This is a genomic window from Bacillus sp. FSL L8-0199 (assembly GCF_038005705.1).
In the GTDB taxonomy this organism is placed as follows: Bacteria; Bacillota; Bacilli; order Bacillales; family Bacillaceae_G; genus Bacillus_A; species Bacillus_A cereus.
Genome location: NZ_JBBOTS010000001.1, coordinates 864,851 through 882,762, shown reverse-complemented (window position 1 = coordinate 882,762; position 17,912 = coordinate 864,851). Strand labels below are relative to the sequence as shown.

Genomic DNA, 17,912 nt, shown 5'->3' with positions numbered 1-17,912 from the left:
ATATTCTAATTACTATCTAAACACTTAAGATTTTCAATTGCTCTTTCTGTTCATCGCTTGCCATTACTGCGATTGTTTTTTCAATACTCGGATGTACTTGCTCAAGCTTTACACTTGCTCCTACTTTATTTGATTGCTCAACAAAATTTAATAATGCCATAGCTCCTGATACATCCATATAACGCACATCTTTCATACGTAAAACAACCGGTGACTTCACATCTTGTAAAGTAGAGAAAATACGATCTACTGATAGGAAAGAGAGCGGCCCTTGAATTGTGTACGTTTCTTCTTTTTCTTTTACGATAGAAGTTTTACGTTCTTTACATTTCACCATATATATGATGAACGAAAGAATAATACCAAAGGCAACAGCAATCATTAAATCGAACTTCACCGTTACAATCATCGTTACGAGCATAACAACGACATCACCTTTAGGAGCGACATGCATCTTTTTCATGCTTCCCCAATCGAACATTCCAATACCAGTTAAAATTAAAATACCTGATAATACAGCAAGTGGAATATATTGTACGACCGAACCAAGACCCATAATAAAAATAAATAAGATAACACTATGCATACATGCCGAAAGTGCCGTTTTACCGCCACTTCTTATATTCACGATAGACCTTACAGTCGCACCTGCACCTGCTAATCCGCCAAACAATCCGCTCATCATATTACCGATACCTTGTCCAACGAGCTCTTTATTACTTTTATGACGTGTACCTGTCACATTATCCATTACGACCGATGTTAACAACGAGTCAATCGACCCTAACAAAGCAATACTAAGCGCTGGTAAAATAAGTGCTGCTATTCCTGTTCCACTTAAAGATGGAATATGAAGCGTAGGTATCGCTTCTGGAATAGTTCCAATCTTTTCAATTACTTTATTTAGTGAAAGATTTCCGATAATCGGTAACTTTACTGTAAGTCCTTCGAGTAGAGAAGAAAATAAAGGAAGCAAAGCTGTCACACCGACTAGTGCTACTAAACTAGACGGAATCGCCTTAATCCATTTACCAGAAACAATCATTACAATAATCGTTAACACAACAAGTAGAAAACTATTTTGTACGTGTTTTATTTCGCCTAAAATAATGATTAATGCAATACCATTCATAAATCCTGAAACGACAGGATACGGAATATATCGAACGTAAGAACCGAGCTTACATACACCGAATAAAATTTGAAATAATCCTGCCATCATAAAGGCAATAAAACTTGCCTCTAACCCGTGCGTCGCAATAACTCCTGTTGCAATAACGGTAATCGGTCCAGTTGGCCCTGTTACTTGCCCAGGTGTCCCGCCAAATAACGCTGCGAATAAACCTGCAAAAATTGCACCATACAATCCAACAAGCGCTCCCTCAGACGTTCCTGTCGCAGCAATACCAAACGCAATCGCAAGTGGTAACGCAACAATCGCAACAGTAAATCCTGCTAAACATTCCTTTGCTATTTTTTGAAACATAAAAAAACCACCTTTGTATAAAGTCCATGTTCCATTGTACACCTAAAAAGATACATTCGTTAGCTCACTTTTTACATTCTCGTGACGTAAACGTATTCAACGAAAAGTTTTCCCCTTATCTTTGGAAACAATTGCAACTATGCTATAATGAACAAATTAAATCTTTTACTATATACTTGGAGGCACTATGCTAACTTTTGAAGAAAAATTATCGATTATTGAATCTTTCCCAGAACTAGAAAGAAAGAACGTATCATTAAAACGTGTAAACTTCCACTTTGAAGAAAGTCGTTTAGATAAAAAGAACGTTGTATTTCATTTACACCCAAATGGAAATGGATTTGTATATGCAAGCGGTATTAAAGGTTATAAAACAGATGATAAAGGTATGGTTAACATCCGTGAGTTTTCAGCAGAGGAGTTACGTTCAGTAATTGAGAAATCAATTGACCTTCTATCACAAGAAGAGGTAGTAGCACCTGTAGAACCTGCGAAAGAAGAAGAATGGCAGAACGAAGATGGTCATATTCTTACTCTTATTTCAGAGGATGACATGTGGAACGTGTACGCTGGTGTAAACTTAGACGGTACATTCAACTCTTATCCAGAAGCTGCGGAATACCTTGATGAAGAAGGCTTTTCACGCAAATAAAAATAGAAACCTATTTCATTCAACGACTTTTATAGTAATCAAAGAAGACACTTAAGGTGTCTTTTTTTGTTATATAAACTCCTTTCTCACACTATCTCTACTAATTTTCATAAAATGATTCAGAGGAGGTTTATATGAATACAACTGCTAAATTAATAAATTGGAAAGAACATGGCGATATGATTATTCTAGAATGTGAATTAAATGGAAAACGCTTCGAGATATCAACATATAAACAAAGAATATATAATGCACACCTTTTATCAGATGACGTTTATATTCGTTTAGACTCATCTGATAATATAATTGGAATAAATATTTATAAAAAGTAAGAAAAGCCCCCTATTCCGTAGGCGGGCTTTATCTTTATCACACAATATCAGAGTATACTCTCTTTTTTTCATACAGTTTATGTAATTATACATATTCATCAAAAATACACTAAATGAATATTACATGTAGTAAAATATAACTTGTGGGCACGTTCTATAAAGCAGATTCTTTTAAAAGGCGTAACATATCAATTATTATAGGGGATGTGGCGTCACTTCAATATTGATCTCAAATCTCTTGTCTTTTGTGAACTAACAATCTAGTGTATATAGACGATTCTGCTTTATAGTATGTGTTTACACTCATAACAAAGGGGTAATGGTAATACGGATAGATTCGTATGAAATGAAATGGTTCAAGTCGAAGAGAGGCACCTTAGGGTGCCTTTTCTTTTTGTATTACATCCACTTTGTTTTTCCACCTTATTTCAAATGCGCTAATTAACCTTCACCAAGAAGAAATGAGAATTAACAAAGATATTGTTTCTTCTGTTTAATATAGAAAAATGAAGGATACCCCATAGATATGGGGCATCCTTCATTTTCTATTTTTTCGCACCTTTCAACGACTCCCTCAGTACAAACTTCTGCAACTTCCCGCTCGCATTACGAGGGAGTTCATCTACAAATAAATAATGACGCGGACGTTTATAATCTGCTAGTTCATCACTTTCTTTGCAATACGTTTCTAAATCAGCTTCTGTTATTGTTTCATCTTTCTTCACAATAACTGCCACAACACGCTCTCCCCATAATTCGTCTGGCTCACCAAGTACCGCCACATCTAATATACCAGGATGACTATGAAGGAAATCTTCAATTTCACGAGGATAAATATTTACGCCACCGCTAATTACCATATCATCAACGCGATCAGCAACGAATAAATAACCGTCTTTATCAAAATAGCCTAGATCACCAGAATGATACCATCCTTTATACATCGATTTTTTATTCGCTTCTTCACGATTATGATAGCCAGCCATCATAGTTGGGCCGCGCAAAATAATTTCTCCCACTTCATAAGGAGGTAATACATCCTCTGGTTCTGCCGGTGCATCCTCGTTCGGTTTCACAATACGAACTTCATGGCTAAAGCATGGCGTGCCTGCTGAACCAGCTTTCGTAATTTGATCCTCCTCTACGAGAAACGCAACAACTGGCCCCATTTCTGTCATTCCGTATATTTGAACAAGATCAATATAAAGACGTTCTTTACATTCCTTCACTAACGCCGGTGCCATTGCTGCTCCGCCGTATATACCAATCTTCATCGAAGTTAAATCATACTGAGCTAAATCTTTTTGCAACAACATATTCCACATCGTCGGCGCTGCAAAGAACGTCGTAATCTTTTCTTCTTGAATCGTATGTAATACTGTTTCTGTATCAAAATGATGCAAAATAACATTCTTTCCACCAACTTGAATGCGTGGTATGATTCCGGCATTTAATTCACCACAGTGATATAAAGGCGCCACAACAAGCCCTACACTATCTCTATTATATTTAAGGAAATACGTACAAATCATACTATGCTCAGTCATTTCACGATGACGATGTAATACGCCTTTCGGATGACCTGTCGTACCGCTCGTATAAAGCATTGAACAATAATCCATTTCATCAATTTCGATATTTACTTTCTCAGAAGATGCTTCATTCACTTTTTCATGGTAGGAACTTGCATAGGAAGGTTTATCGTTTTCTATAGACCAAAAAGATGTATTTGGAAAATCTCTTTCAATTATAGCAACAGTTGACTCAACTGCTTTTTCAAAGACAACGACTTTCGAGGATGCGTCCTGAAGAATATAAGATACTTCTTTTGCTTTTAAGCGGAAATTAATCGGGTTAAAGATCGCTCCAATTTTCGCACAGGCTAAGTAAACGTTTACAAATTCACGGCAATTATATAAGTAAACAGATACAGTATCTCCCTTTCTTACCCCTTCTTCTAATAGAGCGTGCGCCGTTTTATTTATTTGTTCATCCCACTGTTTATACGTCCAGCGAATATTCTTTTCAGGTTCCACTAACGCCTCTTTATTCGGATACTTACCAACTGATAAATCAAAAATTCTCCCTATCGTCATGTACATGCCAACAATTTCCCCCTTTTCTCTTTCATAAATCTATCATTTCGTCCATAAGTAGACATTGTCCTTTAATGATTTGACTAATTTTTCTGATTATTATCGACATAGTTTTACATACGGTGCCGCTAAACGGTAAATGAAATTATATCAGCGATTTTCCAGATATATCGACCGTAACTTGAAATATATCAGCGATTTTCAAAATATATCAGCGCAACTCGAATTATATCAGCGATTTTTCAAATATATCGACTTACCGACAAAAACTGACAAGATATAATCGGACCGCCCGTTACTGCAGGATAAAAAGAGGTTGTTCCAACTCGGAACAACCTCTTTCTTCTTATGCAAATAGCTCTTCTAAAATTTTCAGTTTATCTTCTGTATATTTTACGAAGCCATCGTTATATGATTTTGGATCTTTCGGATTTGCGAAGTGCGTAATTGCTCCTGTCTTCGGATGAACAAATTTACTTGATGCACCACAACCAAGTCCGATAATTGATTGTACTTCTTCCATAATGACAATGTTGTAAATACTTTCTTGCGTCGGCATTGCATAACCAACATTCTCTAAGTTACCTAAAATATTCTTTTGACGATATAGGTAATATGGTACGTAATTATGCTTTTGCGTCCACTCTTCTGCTTCGTGCATCATCGCTGTAATTTCTTCGCGACCTGCTACTTTATATTTACGTTTGTTTTGCGTCATTTCAGAAGCACGTTTAAATGATAACGTATGAACTGTTAATGATTCTGGCATTAACTTTTCTGTTTCATCTAACGTATGTTTGAAGATATCTAACCCTTCACCAGGAAGACCAATAATTAAGTCCATATTAATATTGTTCATTCCCATTTCACGAGCTAAATGGTATTTCTCAATTGTTTCTTCTACAGTATGATGACGTCCAATTGCTTTTAGTGTCTCTTGATGGTATGACTGCGGATTAATACTAATACGGTCAATATTCCATTTATTTAACACTTCTAGCTTTGCTGGCGTGATCGTATCTGGGCGACCTGCCTCAACTGTTACTTCACGCACATTTTTCACATCTGGGAATGCTTCATACATTTCTTCATACAGCATATCCATCTCTTCTGCTGTAATACTTGTAGGTGTACCGCCGCCGTAATAAATCGTCGTAACTTTTACACCTTTTTCTTTTAAAAACTTACCAATTTCACGAACTTCATAATGTAAACCACCCAAGAACGAATCAACAGAGCCTTGGCGTCCATTAATCGCATAAGCCGGGAATGTACAATATGCACATTTCGTTGGGCAGAACGGAATACCGATATAAATACTTACTTCTTCTTTCAAACGGTATAAATCCGGAACAACTGCTAATTGGCAATCAACAATGCGCTGAAGAAGTTCAATTTTCTCTTCATGAATTAAATAACTTTCACGAAGCTCTTGATGCGCTTCTTCTTTTGACATACCATTTTGAAGCATTTTATGAAGAAGTTTCGTCGGACGTACTCCCGTTAAAATACCCCAGCTTTGTTCAATACCAGTTAACTGCTGAAGAACAGAAAGATATACATAAGAAACAACGTGCTTCACTTGCTTCATACGCTCTTTTTCATCTGTGAAAGCAGATAAATCTTTCGAGAATGTTTCTTCATACACATTTCCTGTGCTAACATCCGTTAATCGAGCGGATGCTTTCACATTATCCTCAATGTGTATATCAACGATAAGATTCGCTTCCTCTTGTTCAAATCCAATCGTACTATCTTCAAAAAATAAGCCGCCAATATTTTGTAGCGGACGTAAAAAACGATCATCTTGTAACGTTTTAATTGAAATTAACAACATTATCACCTTTTCATTTGCAAACTCTCTTTAGTTTACTTGAAGGGCGTTTACAGGTCAATACAGAAGGTTTTACCTGTTTCTCTTACATTTTTTCAAATAATTCTTTTTATGAATATCGCTCATGTATATAGACATCATCATTTTCTCTTGTTAAAATTTATTAGTACTAAAATCGATACATAGTGAAAATACAATATAAAAAGGAGGAATGTTAACACTAGATTCCATAATCTAATGTGTTAAAAAAAATATGAAAAAGAAATTTTATAGTGTTTTAACTCTCTCTCTTGCATTACAAACTGTTCTTGCACCTACTTATTCATTTGCAGAGAGTGCTGAAAAATCCGCTGAAGTATATACGGAAGATCAAGTTTTTAAAAGTATTAAAGAGCATGTTAATGAGCATAGTACTCATGAAGAAGATATCGAGGTTACTGGCCAGTTCCTACTATACACTTCAAAAAAACATTCATTATATACCGCGAATGATTTAAAAAACAAATCGAATATCGAGATTACAGAACAAGTCGTAACGGCGACAAAGAAAAAAAGAAATGCTTATTACATAACGACGCCAACTGGCGCTGGATGGATAGATAACAATGATAATAGCTTAGAAGTTCAAGAGATTCATAAACTATCTAATCAAAAATTAATCGTAAAAGAAGAAGCTTCCATACATGCCCTTCCGTTCCAATCATTTAAAGAAGAAGGGAAACTACAGCCACAAGTCATAACTCCTACTGAACAAGCTGGAAATTGGTTTAAAGTCCAAATAAATGAAACAACAAAATGGATTTATGCACCTTCTGCTACATTTGAAGGTACAAAAGCTTCATTATTAAAAAACAGTCGTACTGCTAAAAATAGTTTATTGAGATCGCCAGAAGCTCTACAAACAAACAATATTTATGGCGTTACATTTAAAGAAATGATTGTCCCAAAAGGAAATGACGATATTCGCCCTGGCTACCCGATGGTGCCTAAATATATTACGATTCACGAAACGGCTAATACAGCGAAGGGTGCTAATGCTCTAAATCATGCAAAATTCTTAGATAATCAAGCACGCGGAACAGCTGATCGCGCCGCATCTTGGCATTTCACAGTAGATGATAAAGAAATTTATCAACATCTTCCAGTAAATGAAGTTGGATGGCATGCTGGAAATAAAACTGGAAACTATGAATCTATCGGAATTGAAATTGCCGTTAATCAAGATGGAAACTATGAAAAAGCGGTAGAAAATGCCCGTAAATTGGCAGCTTATTTAATGAACGACTTAAATATTTCTCTAGATAAGGTCCAAAAACACCAATTTTGGTCAGGAAAAAACTGCCCTGCGTTTATGATTCAACGCGGACAATGGGATGCTTTCTTAAAAGGAACTGAAACATACTATAAGGAAAATCAAAAAAATCCCGTAACTGATGACATTACAGGTGGATGGTATGAACAAGACATTCGTCAATTAGCAGCTAGAGGCATTATGCAAGGAGAAGGGAACGGCAAGTACTTCCCAGAACGTCTTGTAACGCGTGCTGAATTTGCTACGTTAATTACTCGTGCTTTACAATTGCCAAGTGGAAATGCTAATTTCACAGACTTAGAACAAGTACACCCATCGTTAAGAGACGGTATTAATCGTGCAGCAAGCGCAGGCATAATCCGCGGACGTGGTGATAATACATTTGATCCAAATACTACAATTACACGCGAAGAAGCTGTTATTATGATCGATCGTTCTCTAAAACACGCTGGTATTTTTGCAAAACAAGTTGAACTACCATTCGTAGACCAAAACTTAATTTACGCTAAAGAAGAAGTACAAAGAGTGTATGGATATGGAATTGTAAAAGGTAATGAATTTAATCAATTCGTACCAAAAGGACCATCACAACGTGCACACGCAGCTGCATTTATAAACAGAATGCTTAGCGTAATTGAAGCTTAACATATTTATCATTCCATATAGATATTTTCATTTTATCTGTATTCACTTAAAAGGCATCAGAGATTGTATAATCTCTGATGCCTTTTATACATCTTTTAACTATTTTTAGCCATGAATCTTAAACGTATTCCTAGTAACAGAAGCATAAAACCGATGAATGGAACGTAATTCGTATTGTGTCCTGTAGCTGGAAGTTGTTGATTATTAGAAGAACCTTGTCCTTTTTCTGGTAAATTAGGTTTTTCTACTCCCTCACCCGGCTTTTCTGTTCCTTCACCTGGCTTCTCTGTTCCTTCACCTGGCTTTTCTGTTCCTTCACCTGGCTTCTCTGTTCCTTCACCTGGCTTCTCTGTTCCTTCACCCGGCTTTTCTGTTCCTTCACCCGGCTTTTCTGTTCCTTCACCTGGTTTTTCTGTTCCTTCACCTGGTTTTTCTGTTCCTTCACCTGGTTTTTCCGGACCTTTTTCTGTATCTTTTTTATTTGTAATTTGAAGCTTTACAACTTCAATTTTTTCATTAGAAATCGTAAATTTTATTTCCTTATCGGATAAAGTATATCCTTCTGGCGCTTGGATTTCTTTTAAAGTGTAATCTCCTGGTTCTAACTTCTTAGAAGTCGCTTTACCGCTCTTGTTTGTTGTTAATGTGTCGATTTTTGTTCCGTCTTTCCAAATTTCAAACACTGCGCCTGCTAATATTTTATTTGTATTATTAGCGTCTACCTTTGTAATTTCTAATTGACCTGTAATTTCTTCTTTCACTTTTTCATTCATAACTTCTTGTTTTACTACTTCATTTGCTACAACATTTACTTCTACTGTTACTTCTAACGCTTTATAACCTTCCGGCGCTTTCGTTTCCTCTAACGTGTACTTTCCTGGCACTAAGTTTTCGAATTTCACAACACCGTCTTTATTCGTTGTTTTCGCTTCTCCAACTACTTGACCAGCTTCGTTCTTTAATTTAAATTCTGCACCTGCTAGAACTTTTCCACTCTCCGAATCCTTTTTGATTACTTGTAAGCTTCCTAGTTCTTTTGCGTTTTCTACTTGTACTTCTACTACTTTGTTTGCTTCCACAACGACTTCAGTTTCTTCTTTTAACAACTTATATCCTTGTGGTGCTTTCGTTTCTTTTAATGTGTACTTTCCTGGCTCTAATTTCTGTGAAACTACTTTACCAGTTTTATCTGTTCGTAACGTATCTACTTTTTTACCATCTTTATACACTTCGAATTCTGCATCTGATAATACTTTCGTTTTATCTTCCGCATCTACTTTTACAATTTCGAATTGACCAAGGCTCTTACTGTTCGTTACTTTTACATCAACAACTTTTTCACCGTCAACTGTTACATGAATTATTTGTTTTGTTAACTCATAACCTTCTGGTGCTTTTGTTTCTTCTAACGTATATTCACCTGGCACAAGTCCGTCTACTTTAACCGTTCCAGACTTATCTGTTGTAATTCCTTCTTTTACAACATTTCCTTTCGCATCTTTCAATGTAAATTGTGCGCCTGCTAAGCGTTTCGTTTGATCTTTATCATCCATTTTAATAATTTGTAGAGAACCTAAGATTTTTTCGTTTTCTGCCTCTACTTTTACTACTTCTTTCTCGTTTTGAATTGTTACTTTCCATTCTTTATTTGAAAGCTTGTAGCCCGCTGGTGCTTTCGTTTCTTTCACTGTGTATTCACCTAGCGGTAATTTCGGTGACATCACTTTTCCACTCTCATCTGTTTTTAGTTCTGCTACCTTTTTACCATCTTTATACACTTCGAATTCTGCACCTGATAACAATTTCATTTTATCATTCGCATCTACTTTCACGATTTCGAATTGACCCATTACTTTTTCATTCATGACTTCTTGTTTTACTACTTCGTTCGCTACAACGTTCACTTCTACTGTCACTTCTAGCGCTTTATAACCTTCCGGCGCTTTCGTTTCCTCTAACGTGTACTTTCCTGGCACTAAGTTTTCGAATTTCACAACACCGTCTTTATTCGTTGTTTTCGCTTCTCCAACTACTTGACCAGCTTCGTTCTTTAATTTAAATTCTGCACCTGCTAGAACTTTTCCACTCTCTGCATCCTTTTTGATTACTTGTAAGCTTCCTAGTTCTTTTGCGTTTTTTACTTGTACTTCTACTACTTTGTCTGCTTCCACAACGACTTCAATTTCTTCTTTTAACAACTTATATCCTTGTGGTGCTTTCGTTTCTTTTAATGTGTACTTTCCTGGCTCTAATTTCTGAGAAATTACTTTACCTGTTTTATCTGTTCGTAACGTATCTACTTTCTTACCATCTTTATACACTTCAAATTCTGCATCTGATAATACTTTCGTTCTATCTTCCGCATCTACTTTCACGATTTCGAATTGACCCGTTACTTTTTCGGGAATCTTTTTATTCACCACATCTACAGTCACTACTTTATTAGCCTCTACATCAACAGAAACTGAACTAGATGATAATTCATATCCTTTCGGTGCTTCTACTTCTTTTAATGTATAGCTTCCAACTGGAAGTTGTTTCGATAAGGCTTCACCTTTATCATCTGTAACAATTGTTTCCACAACTTTCCCATCTTTATCGATAACATCAAATTTTGCACCTGGTAGAAGTTGACCAGATTCACTATCTTTTTTCAATAATTTAAATTGGCCATTCTCTACTTTTCTCGTATTCTTCATAACAAGTTCAATTACGTTTGTATTATCAATTGTTACTTTGACTGGTGTATCAACTTTTATATATCCTTCTGGTGCATTTATTTCTTTTACAAAATAGTCACCAAGTGGTAAATCTTTAACTTCCGCAATACCCTTTTCGTTTGTTGTAACAGTAGCCACAACGTTATTATCTTTGTCTATAACATCAAATTTTGCGTCTTTTAAAACAATATTTTCATCTTTTTCATCAACTTTTTTAATTTGTAAATGTCCTTTTTCAGCTGCTGGTTTATTCCACTTTGGCCAGTTAAATTTAAAGTTATGAACCTCAAAACCATCTCTTTGGTGTAATCCTCCAACATAGGCTTGTCCATTAATAGAACCACCTTTTGTTTCTACAACTGCATTAGGTGCAAACACACTACCTACTACACCATAACCTTTAGTTGTTATCTTTGTAGCATTAGGAAATACCCAAATTACCTTACTAGCTAACTCAGTAAAAGATGAATTAGGATCGTATGCTTGAGATGTATTAATTAAATCCGTCGCCATCCCAGTATTTCTTGTATCATACAAAATTGCACCGCCACCAAAACTCACTTCTTCTGCATCTGAATAAATAACAATAAAGTCTTTATTCTCTACATTCGGAAGAAAAACGTCTTTTACATCAAATGTTTTCTTTCCAGTTTGGCCTGAAGAGACATAAATATTAGGGTTATTTAAATCTTCACCGATGCCAAAGCTCATATTAGGTTTTGGCTTATCAGTCTGTAGTTTACTTGCATCCCCGATTACACCATCAACGTCTTTTCTAAATTCTTTAAACTTAGCATCAATCTCCGCTTGCTCTTTATAAGAGATACGGTCATATGATGTTTTCATTGCGCCATCTGGGTCACCGTCTTTTGTCATCGCCACTGTTCCATCTTGAATAATTACTTGTCCTGCTCCCGCTTTCGTAAATTGACCGCCTAGTAATAATGATGGATATCCTTCATCTACCCAAGTTGCTCCAGCTAAGTTATTTGCTCCAGTTGCAGCCGCTACGACTGTATAACTTGATGCGTTCATATTTTTCTGAACAGCCATCGCACCTTCAATATCCGCACTCGTTGCACTATGATCTCCAAAAATGATGGCGTTGTAATAAGATACATCACCTAAACCTTTTAATTCTGTTGTAGCTGCCTCTGCTTTAAATGGTAAGTGGATTAAAAAATTCATACATATTAGTAATACAACTATTAAACTACTACTTAACTTTTTAATTTTTTGATTAAATGATTTCCTCAAGAAATTCATTCCCCCTTTTAAACTTCCTAAAACCACAAAAACAAGTACATATCATATGTACCAAACCTTACTCACATTAACTTAAAATAATCCATTTAAATAAAACAAAAAAACACTACAACTACTTAATAAGATTGCTACAATTCATTTTTGAAATAATACGTGAACTAAACTGTCATGCGGAAATACTTTTACGTATGGGAGCCCAATAAAATTAATCTGAAGAATATTTCATGTGGTGTAACTATTTTGGCAACATCATTCACTTTACATTAGTTTTCTAAAGGATTCAAGTGAATTGTATAGATTTCATACACAATTCATATTTTAAAACGTTTCCATTCCTTTTAATAAGCTCAACAAAAAAACGTAGCCAAAAAGCTACGTTTTTCTTTCATCGTTTCGGTGTATTTTTATGATTCTTCAAAAACGGAAGCGGGAATTGCTTACGGAAATGCTCTTTAATCATATACTCTACACCGTTTTCGCTATTTGAACGTGTAATCCAATCTGCTGCTTGCTTTAATTCTACAGGCGAGTTCCCCATCGCTACCCCAAGTCCCACGTTTTCAATAACCTCTAAATCTTCCATACTATCTCCAATCGCAACCATTTCATTTAGCGAAATATTTAAATGCTCTCCAAGCAATTGTAATCCACGTAACTTTGATACATTTTGCGGCAAAATTTCTATTCGTTTTGAATCACATTCAACATACTCTACATCTTGGAATGCTTTTCTTAATGTGTTCAGTCCTCTTTCTTTTTCACCTTTACTTTGGAAAAGAACATCAATTTTTGGCGCCGCTACGGGATGGTCCCGAAGCGCATCACCTAACGAATCTACAAATTGAACTGGATAAAATAACGGATCTGCGCTTGATAATACAGTGCGCGCAATTAAGTTTGGTGTATTTCTCTCACGATTTCCTATCGAAAACCGTTCATGAGAAATACGTACGTTACAATCAAAGTGCTCTAACACTTGCACAATGTTAAAAGTCTTCTCTTCAGACAATCTTCTTTGAACGTACGGCTTATCTAACGTTGCTGAAACGAAAGCACCACCATGTGTCACTAATATAGAATCTAATTTTAACGCCTTTGCTACTTTATGAGCGGATTGAAAATTACGACTCGTAAATAACGTAACGTATACATCTTTTCTTTTCACAAATTCAATTGTTTCTCTTAATCCTTTTGCAATTTTTCCATTGTTGTATAGTAGTGTCCCATCTATATTAAGAGCTAGTAAGCGATAAATCATGTCGCACTCCCCCTCTTCGCTGTTGTACTCTATCCATAATTTATGAAATAAACCCGATAAATAGAACGAGTTAGAATTACTACTGAAAATTTGGTTTACTATATACATATACACTTAGTAAAGGAGATAGTACAATGCAGGCACCTCCTTCCTTTTATGAAGGCGATACGTTAGAAGTCGCAAAAAAATTACTCGGGCAAAAACTTGTTCATATTGTAGACGGAATAAAGCGAAGCGGAATCATTGTAGAAGTAGAAGCATATAAAGGCCCAGATGATAAGGCCGCACATAGTTACGGAGGCAGACGGACAGATCGCACAGAAGTTATGTTTGGTGCACCAGGGCATGCTTACGTATATTTAATTTACGGTATGTATCATTGCTTTAACGTTATTACAGCGCCAGTGGGCACCCCGCAAGGTGTTCTCATTCGAGCTCTTGAGCCGGTAGATGGAATAGAAGAAATAAAACTAGCGCGCTACAATAAGACAGAAATTACAAAAGCGCAGTACAAAAATTTAACGAACGGTCCTGGCAAACTATGCCGTGCACTTGGCATCACTTTAAAAGAACGCGGTGTATCGTTACAAAGTGATACGTTACATATTGAATTAGTTCCAAAAGAAGAACACATATCATCACAATATAAAATAACAGCAGGACCTCGTATTAATATCGACTATGCAGAAGAAGCTGTACATTATCCGTGGCGTTTTTATTATGAGGGGCATCCGTTTGTTTCAAAGAAATAAGCGATATCAACGGTTCGACAAGAAATATCGATTTATCGATAAATAATAACATTACGAATAAAAGAAGACTGTTCCAAAATGGAACAGTCTTTCCCTCTTACTCTGCACCTTCCGCAGTTGCAATATTATCCTCTAAATTTTCTCTTGATAATTCAGCCGCCATAAAATCTGCTGTTTCTGGAAGTGCTAAATGCATATGAGCTTTTTGACAAATTTGGATCGTGCAGTTTTCTACAACATAGTCGAAAACATGTCCGCCTCCGCTTCTTTCATCATCAATGTAATGTAAGTGGAATCCAGCTACTCCAATACCTTGTGCGTAATCTGGTGTCCAAAATCCAGCAAGCGTACCTTCTGTATTCTCAAACGAAAAGATTGGTTGCGATTTCGTCACTTCAACGAGTGGTGTATACGGTTTTTCTTGTCTTGGAACAGTTCTCGTTCTTACTTCACGGAACGTACCGTCCATTCGAATAGCGTAAAATAAGTTTTTACTTGGCATTAATTCATGTAATAACGCTTCAACTTCTTCACGATTCATCGGACGCTCTACCGTATAACTCATTTCTTTTTCAAAAAACGTTACAGTTGCAAATGGCGTTGTTTCTTCTGGCTCTACTTTTTCCGCTGAACCGTCTGAACGTAAATGATAAAATCCATTATCAAATGCAATCATTTCACCGTCTAATTGATCAAATGTGCCGATGCCGAAATCACCATGTTTTTTCAAATCTTCAAAGCTAATCACACCATCATATATACCATCTAATAGCGCAAGCATTGTAGATGTTTGATATACTTCATTACTCATTTTCGTTTTTTTTGCATCAATATCAATTAATTGCGCAACAGTCATCTCAAATCTGCCTCCATTAGTTTAATTGGTTTGGTAATAATTTTTCGCTTAATTTAATGTTGTCACGATAGTCAATTGGAATATCAATAATGACAGGACCATCTGCTGCTAATGCTTCTTTTAATACCCCTTCTAATTCATCAGGCGTGTTAACACGAAGACCTAACGCTCCGAAACTTTCCGCATATTTCACAAGATCAACATCACCAAACTCTGTAGCTGATGTTCTACCGTATTTCATCATTTGTTGGAATGCAACCATATCATATGTGCCGTCTCTCCAAACAAGATGGACGATTGGAGAATTTAAACGTACCGCCGTTTCTAACTCCATCGCTGAGAATAAGAAACCACCGTCACCTGATACGGAAACTACTTTTTTACCTGGTTCTACTAAAGTAGCTGCGATTGCCCAAGGAAGTGCAACACCTAACGTTTGCATACCGTTACTAAATAATAATCTACGTGGTTCATAAGAACGGAAACATCTCGCCATCCAAATAGAATGGGAACCGATGTCACATGTAACAGTTGTATCGTCACTAATTAAAGAACGAAGTGTACGAATCACTTGAAGTGGATGCGTAACACCTTCTGCAGGACGATTTGGAACTTCTGCTTGTTCTGATAATTTCGCACGTAATCGTTCTAATACCGCTTCTGATTTCGTACTTAATACTAGTTTCGGTAATTTCTCCGCGATGCTATTTACCGTTAAGGCAATATCACCAATTAATTCACGCTCTGGTTGGTAATCATGGTCGATATCTGCTTGATGGTCGTCAAGATGAATAATCGTTCTGTCGCCAAGTTTATTCCAGAACTTTGGATCATACTCGATTGGATCATAACCGATAGAAATAACAAGGTCTGCTTCTTCTAGTAAAATATCACCTGGTTGGTTACGGAATAATCCAACGCGGCCGAAGAAATGATCTTCTAACTCACGTGAAATGGCACCAGCCGCTTGATATGTTTCAACGACAGGAAGTTCTGTATCCGCGATTAATTCACGAACGGCTTTCGTCACTTCATTTGTGCTCGCTCTCATACCGAGTAAAATAACTGGTAATTTCGCTGATTTTATTTTTTCTACTACATATGTAATATCATTTGTGGGAGCGATTCCAAGCTGTGGCTTAGAAAGCGCACCGATAGACTCTACAGTCGTTTCCGCAGTCATAACGTCTTGCGGAAGACTTACTAAAGTAGCTCCCGGATTTGTGGAAGTCGCACTTCGAAATGCATTACTAAGTGCTTCTGGCACATTATCAGGATGCTCTACTTCTACGCTATATTTTGTGATTGGTTCGAATAGTGCAGCATTATCCATAGATTGATGCGTGCGTTTTAATCGATCCGTACGCGGTACTGCACCAGCTAAAGCAACAACGGGATCACTCTCCGCATTCGCAGTAACAAGACCTGTCGCTAAATTTGATGTCCCTGGTCCTGAAGTTACAAGACATACGCCCGGTTTCCCTGTTAATCTACCAATAGCAGCTGCCATAAATGCTGCATTTTGTTCATGACGACAAACAATTAACTCTGGTCCTCTTTCTTGCAATACATCAAATACAGAGTCAATCTTTGCTCCTGGAATACCGAAAACATGTGTAACACCTTGTTTAATTAAACAATCAACAACAAGATCTGCTCCTTTTGTTTTTGTCTTCACGTCGTTTGCTTTTACACCTGTACTCAAACTAATCATTCCTTTGTTTCATAATTTGTGTAATAAAGATTTTAATTTCACCTAGTTAATTAATGTGGTGAAGTATCATTTATCATTATATTACAAATGCATTATTTTTCCAACAATATGAATTCGACATTATTTTGACAAAATTCAAAGAATACGCTTACAACCTTTTGTTTATCTTAAAATAACATTTTTATATCTCTTCTAAAAATGCGCAAAAATATTTCCATCCGTTTACATTATTAAAAATTTTATAGTACCTTGCAAAGAATAATAGCAAATGATATATTTGTAAATAATGGAATAACCATTATTTGGAATCCTTTTTATGATTTATATATACCCTTCAAAAGGTAGATATAGATTGTGCTGTTTAGAAAGAAGATAAGATTCTCAACTGTAATTCATCATTCTATAAAGGAAAGTGATTGTTATGAACAAAAATGAATTTTTGGAACAACTTAGTTCCTCTCTGCAGAATATGCCTAATTTAGAAAAGGAGGATATTATCTCGGAGTACGAAACTCATTTTATTAGTGGTAAACAAGATGGAATATCTGAAGAGGAAATTTCTAAAAAACTAGGAAACCCTAAAACTATCGCTAAAGAACTTAACGTTTCATATGCAATAAGCAACGCTGACAATAGGCGCAGCCTAAAAAATATTATGACAGCACTGTTTTCTGTTATGAGCTTAAGTCTTTTAAACTTTATATTTATCATTATCGCCTTTTTCGTATTACTCTTTCTATTACCGCTTCTTCTAGCACTTATAATTGCTACACCGTTATTAATTATTTCACCTATATTATTAATAGGGTTAGGATTCTTTAAAGGGTTTCACCAAATCAGTTATTCCGATGTTTACAATGTATTCATAGCTTTTTGCATCGGCTTACTAATATCAGTCATATGTTATCAAATAATAAAACATCTATACGTAGCTTTAGTTAAGTATTTGAAATGGAATGTAGCTATTTTGCAACGACACTAATGCAAAA

12 protein-coding genes are annotated in these 17,912 nt (G+C 36.0%); 5 read left to right on the top strand and 7 right to left on the bottom strand.

What is annotated here, in order from left to right:
- Positions 1-16: 16 nt before the first annotated feature.
- Entirely contained in the window at positions 17-1,486 is a 1,470-nt protein-coding gene (locus NST86_RS04540; RefSeq protein ID WP_000486650.1) for a SulP family inorganic anion transporter, read from the bottom strand.
- Between the two features lie 187 nt (positions 1,487-1,673).
- Here NST86_RS04540 and NST86_RS04535 point away from each other — a divergent pair, with 187 nt between their 5' ends.
- Together NST86_RS04535 and NST86_RS04530 are read left to right on the top strand one after the other, a co-directional pair.
- Entirely contained in the window at positions 1,674-2,138 is a 465-nt protein-coding gene (locus NST86_RS04535; protein WP_000954998.1) for a hypothetical protein, read from the top strand.
- A 134-nt stretch (positions 2,139-2,272) separates the two neighbouring features.
- Entirely contained in the window at positions 2,273-2,470 is a 198-nt protein-coding gene (locus tag NST86_RS04530) for a hypothetical protein (RefSeq protein WP_001098260.1), read from the top strand.
- A gap of 545 nt (positions 2,471-3,015) precedes the next feature.
- On the opposite strand, the gene NST86_RS04525 is transcribed toward NST86_RS04530, so the two are convergent.
- Both NST86_RS04525 and NST86_RS04520 read right to left on the bottom strand, forming a co-directional pair.
- Positions 3,016-4,572, bottom strand: coding sequence for a fatty acid--CoA ligase (locus NST86_RS04525; protein WP_061664295.1), 1,557 nt, complete (start codon positions 4,570-4,572; stop codon positions 3,016-3,018).
- A 340-nt stretch (positions 4,573-4,912) separates the two neighbouring features.
- Positions 4,913-6,403, bottom strand: a complete 1,491-nt coding sequence (locus tag NST86_RS04520) for a coproporphyrinogen III oxidase (protein WP_001999181.1) — start codon at positions 6,401-6,403, stop codon at positions 4,913-4,915.
- Positions 6,404-6,653: 250 nt separating this feature from the next.
- Here NST86_RS04520 and NST86_RS04515 point away from each other — a divergent pair, with 250 nt between their 5' ends.
- Entirely contained in the window at positions 6,654-8,357 is a 1,704-nt protein-coding gene (locus tag NST86_RS04515; RefSeq protein ID WP_227593431.1) for an S-layer homology domain-containing protein, read from the top strand.
- A gap of 95 nt (positions 8,358-8,452) precedes the next feature.
- Here NST86_RS04515 and NST86_RS04510 read toward each other — a convergent pair whose 3' ends face one another.
- Together NST86_RS04510 and NST86_RS04505 are read right to left on the bottom strand one after the other, a co-directional pair.
- Positions 8,453-12,334 (bottom strand): SpaA isopeptide-forming pilin-related protein, encoded by a 3,882-nt coding sequence (locus NST86_RS04510; protein WP_340933218.1) that lies wholly within the window; start codon positions 12,332-12,334, stop codon positions 8,453-8,455.
- Positions 12,335-12,728: 394 nt separating this feature from the next.
- Positions 12,729-13,601, bottom strand: coding sequence for a Cof-type HAD-IIB family hydrolase (locus NST86_RS04505; protein ID WP_000640420.1), 873 nt, complete (start codon positions 13,599-13,601; stop codon positions 12,729-12,731).
- A gap of 134 nt (positions 13,602-13,735) precedes the next feature.
- Here NST86_RS04505 and NST86_RS04500 point away from each other — a divergent pair, with 134 nt between their 5' ends.
- Entirely contained in the window at positions 13,736-14,353 is a 618-nt protein-coding gene (locus NST86_RS04500; RefSeq protein ID WP_001148797.1) for a DNA-3-methyladenine glycosylase, read from the top strand.
- Between the two features lie 97 nt (positions 14,354-14,450).
- Here NST86_RS04500 and alsD read toward each other — a convergent pair whose 3' ends face one another.
- Together alsD and alsS are read right to left on the bottom strand one after the other, a co-directional pair.
- A complete protein-coding gene (gene alsD, locus NST86_RS04495; protein ID WP_000215008.1) occupies positions 14,451-15,209 on the bottom strand; it encodes an alpha-acetolactate decarboxylase in 759 nt (252 codons plus the stop codon).
- Between the two features lie 16 nt (positions 15,210-15,225).
- Positions 15,226-16,914, bottom strand: a complete 1,689-nt coding sequence (gene alsS, locus NST86_RS04490; RefSeq protein WP_000103530.1) for an acetolactate synthase AlsS — start codon at positions 16,912-16,914, stop codon at positions 15,226-15,228.
- Between the two features lie 430 nt (positions 16,915-17,344).
- Here alsS and NST86_RS04485 point away from each other — a divergent pair, with 430 nt between their 5' ends.
- Positions 17,345-17,905 carry an HAAS signaling domain-containing protein gene (locus tag NST86_RS04485; protein WP_016117262.1) on the top strand — a complete coding sequence of 187 codons (561 nt, stop codon included), beginning with the start codon at positions 17,345-17,347 and terminating at the stop codon, positions 17,903-17,905.
- The last annotated feature ends 7 nt before the right edge of the window (positions 17,906-17,912 follow it).

Excerpts from the sequence above, each read along its gene's own strand:
- NST86_RS04540 (WP_000486650.1), bottom strand. The coding sequence starts at position 1,486 with ATGTTTCAAAAAATAGCAAAGGAATGTTTAGCAGGATTTACTGTTGCG.
- NST86_RS04535 (WP_000954998.1), top strand. The coding sequence starts at position 1,674 with ATGCTAACTTTTGAAGAAAAATTATCGATTATTGAATCTTTCCCAGAA.
- NST86_RS04530 (WP_001098260.1), top strand. The coding sequence starts at position 2,273 with ATGAATACAACTGCTAAATTAATAAATTGGAAAGAACATGGCGATATG.
- NST86_RS04525 (WP_061664295.1), bottom strand. The coding sequence starts at position 4,572 with ATGTACATGACGATAGGGAGAATTTTTGATTTATCAGTTGGTAAGTAT.
- NST86_RS04520 (WP_001999181.1), bottom strand. The coding sequence starts at position 6,403 with ATGTTGTTAATTTCAATTAAAACGTTACAAGATGATCGTTTTTTACGT.
- NST86_RS04515 (WP_227593431.1), top strand. The coding sequence starts at position 6,654 with ATGAAAAAGAAATTTTATAGTGTTTTAACTCTCTCTCTTGCATTACAA.
- NST86_RS04505 (WP_000640420.1), bottom strand. The coding sequence starts at position 13,601 with ATGATTTATCGCTTACTAGCTCTTAATATAGATGGGACACTACTATAC.
- NST86_RS04500 (WP_001148797.1), top strand. The coding sequence starts at position 13,736 with ATGCAGGCACCTCCTTCCTTTTATGAAGGCGATACGTTAGAAGTCGCA.
- alsD (WP_000215008.1), bottom strand. The coding sequence starts at position 15,209 with ATGACTGTTGCGCAATTAATTGATATTGATGCAAAAAAAACGAAAATG.
- NST86_RS04485 (WP_016117262.1), top strand. The coding sequence starts at position 17,345 with ATGAACAAAAATGAATTTTTGGAACAACTTAGTTCCTCTCTGCAGAAT.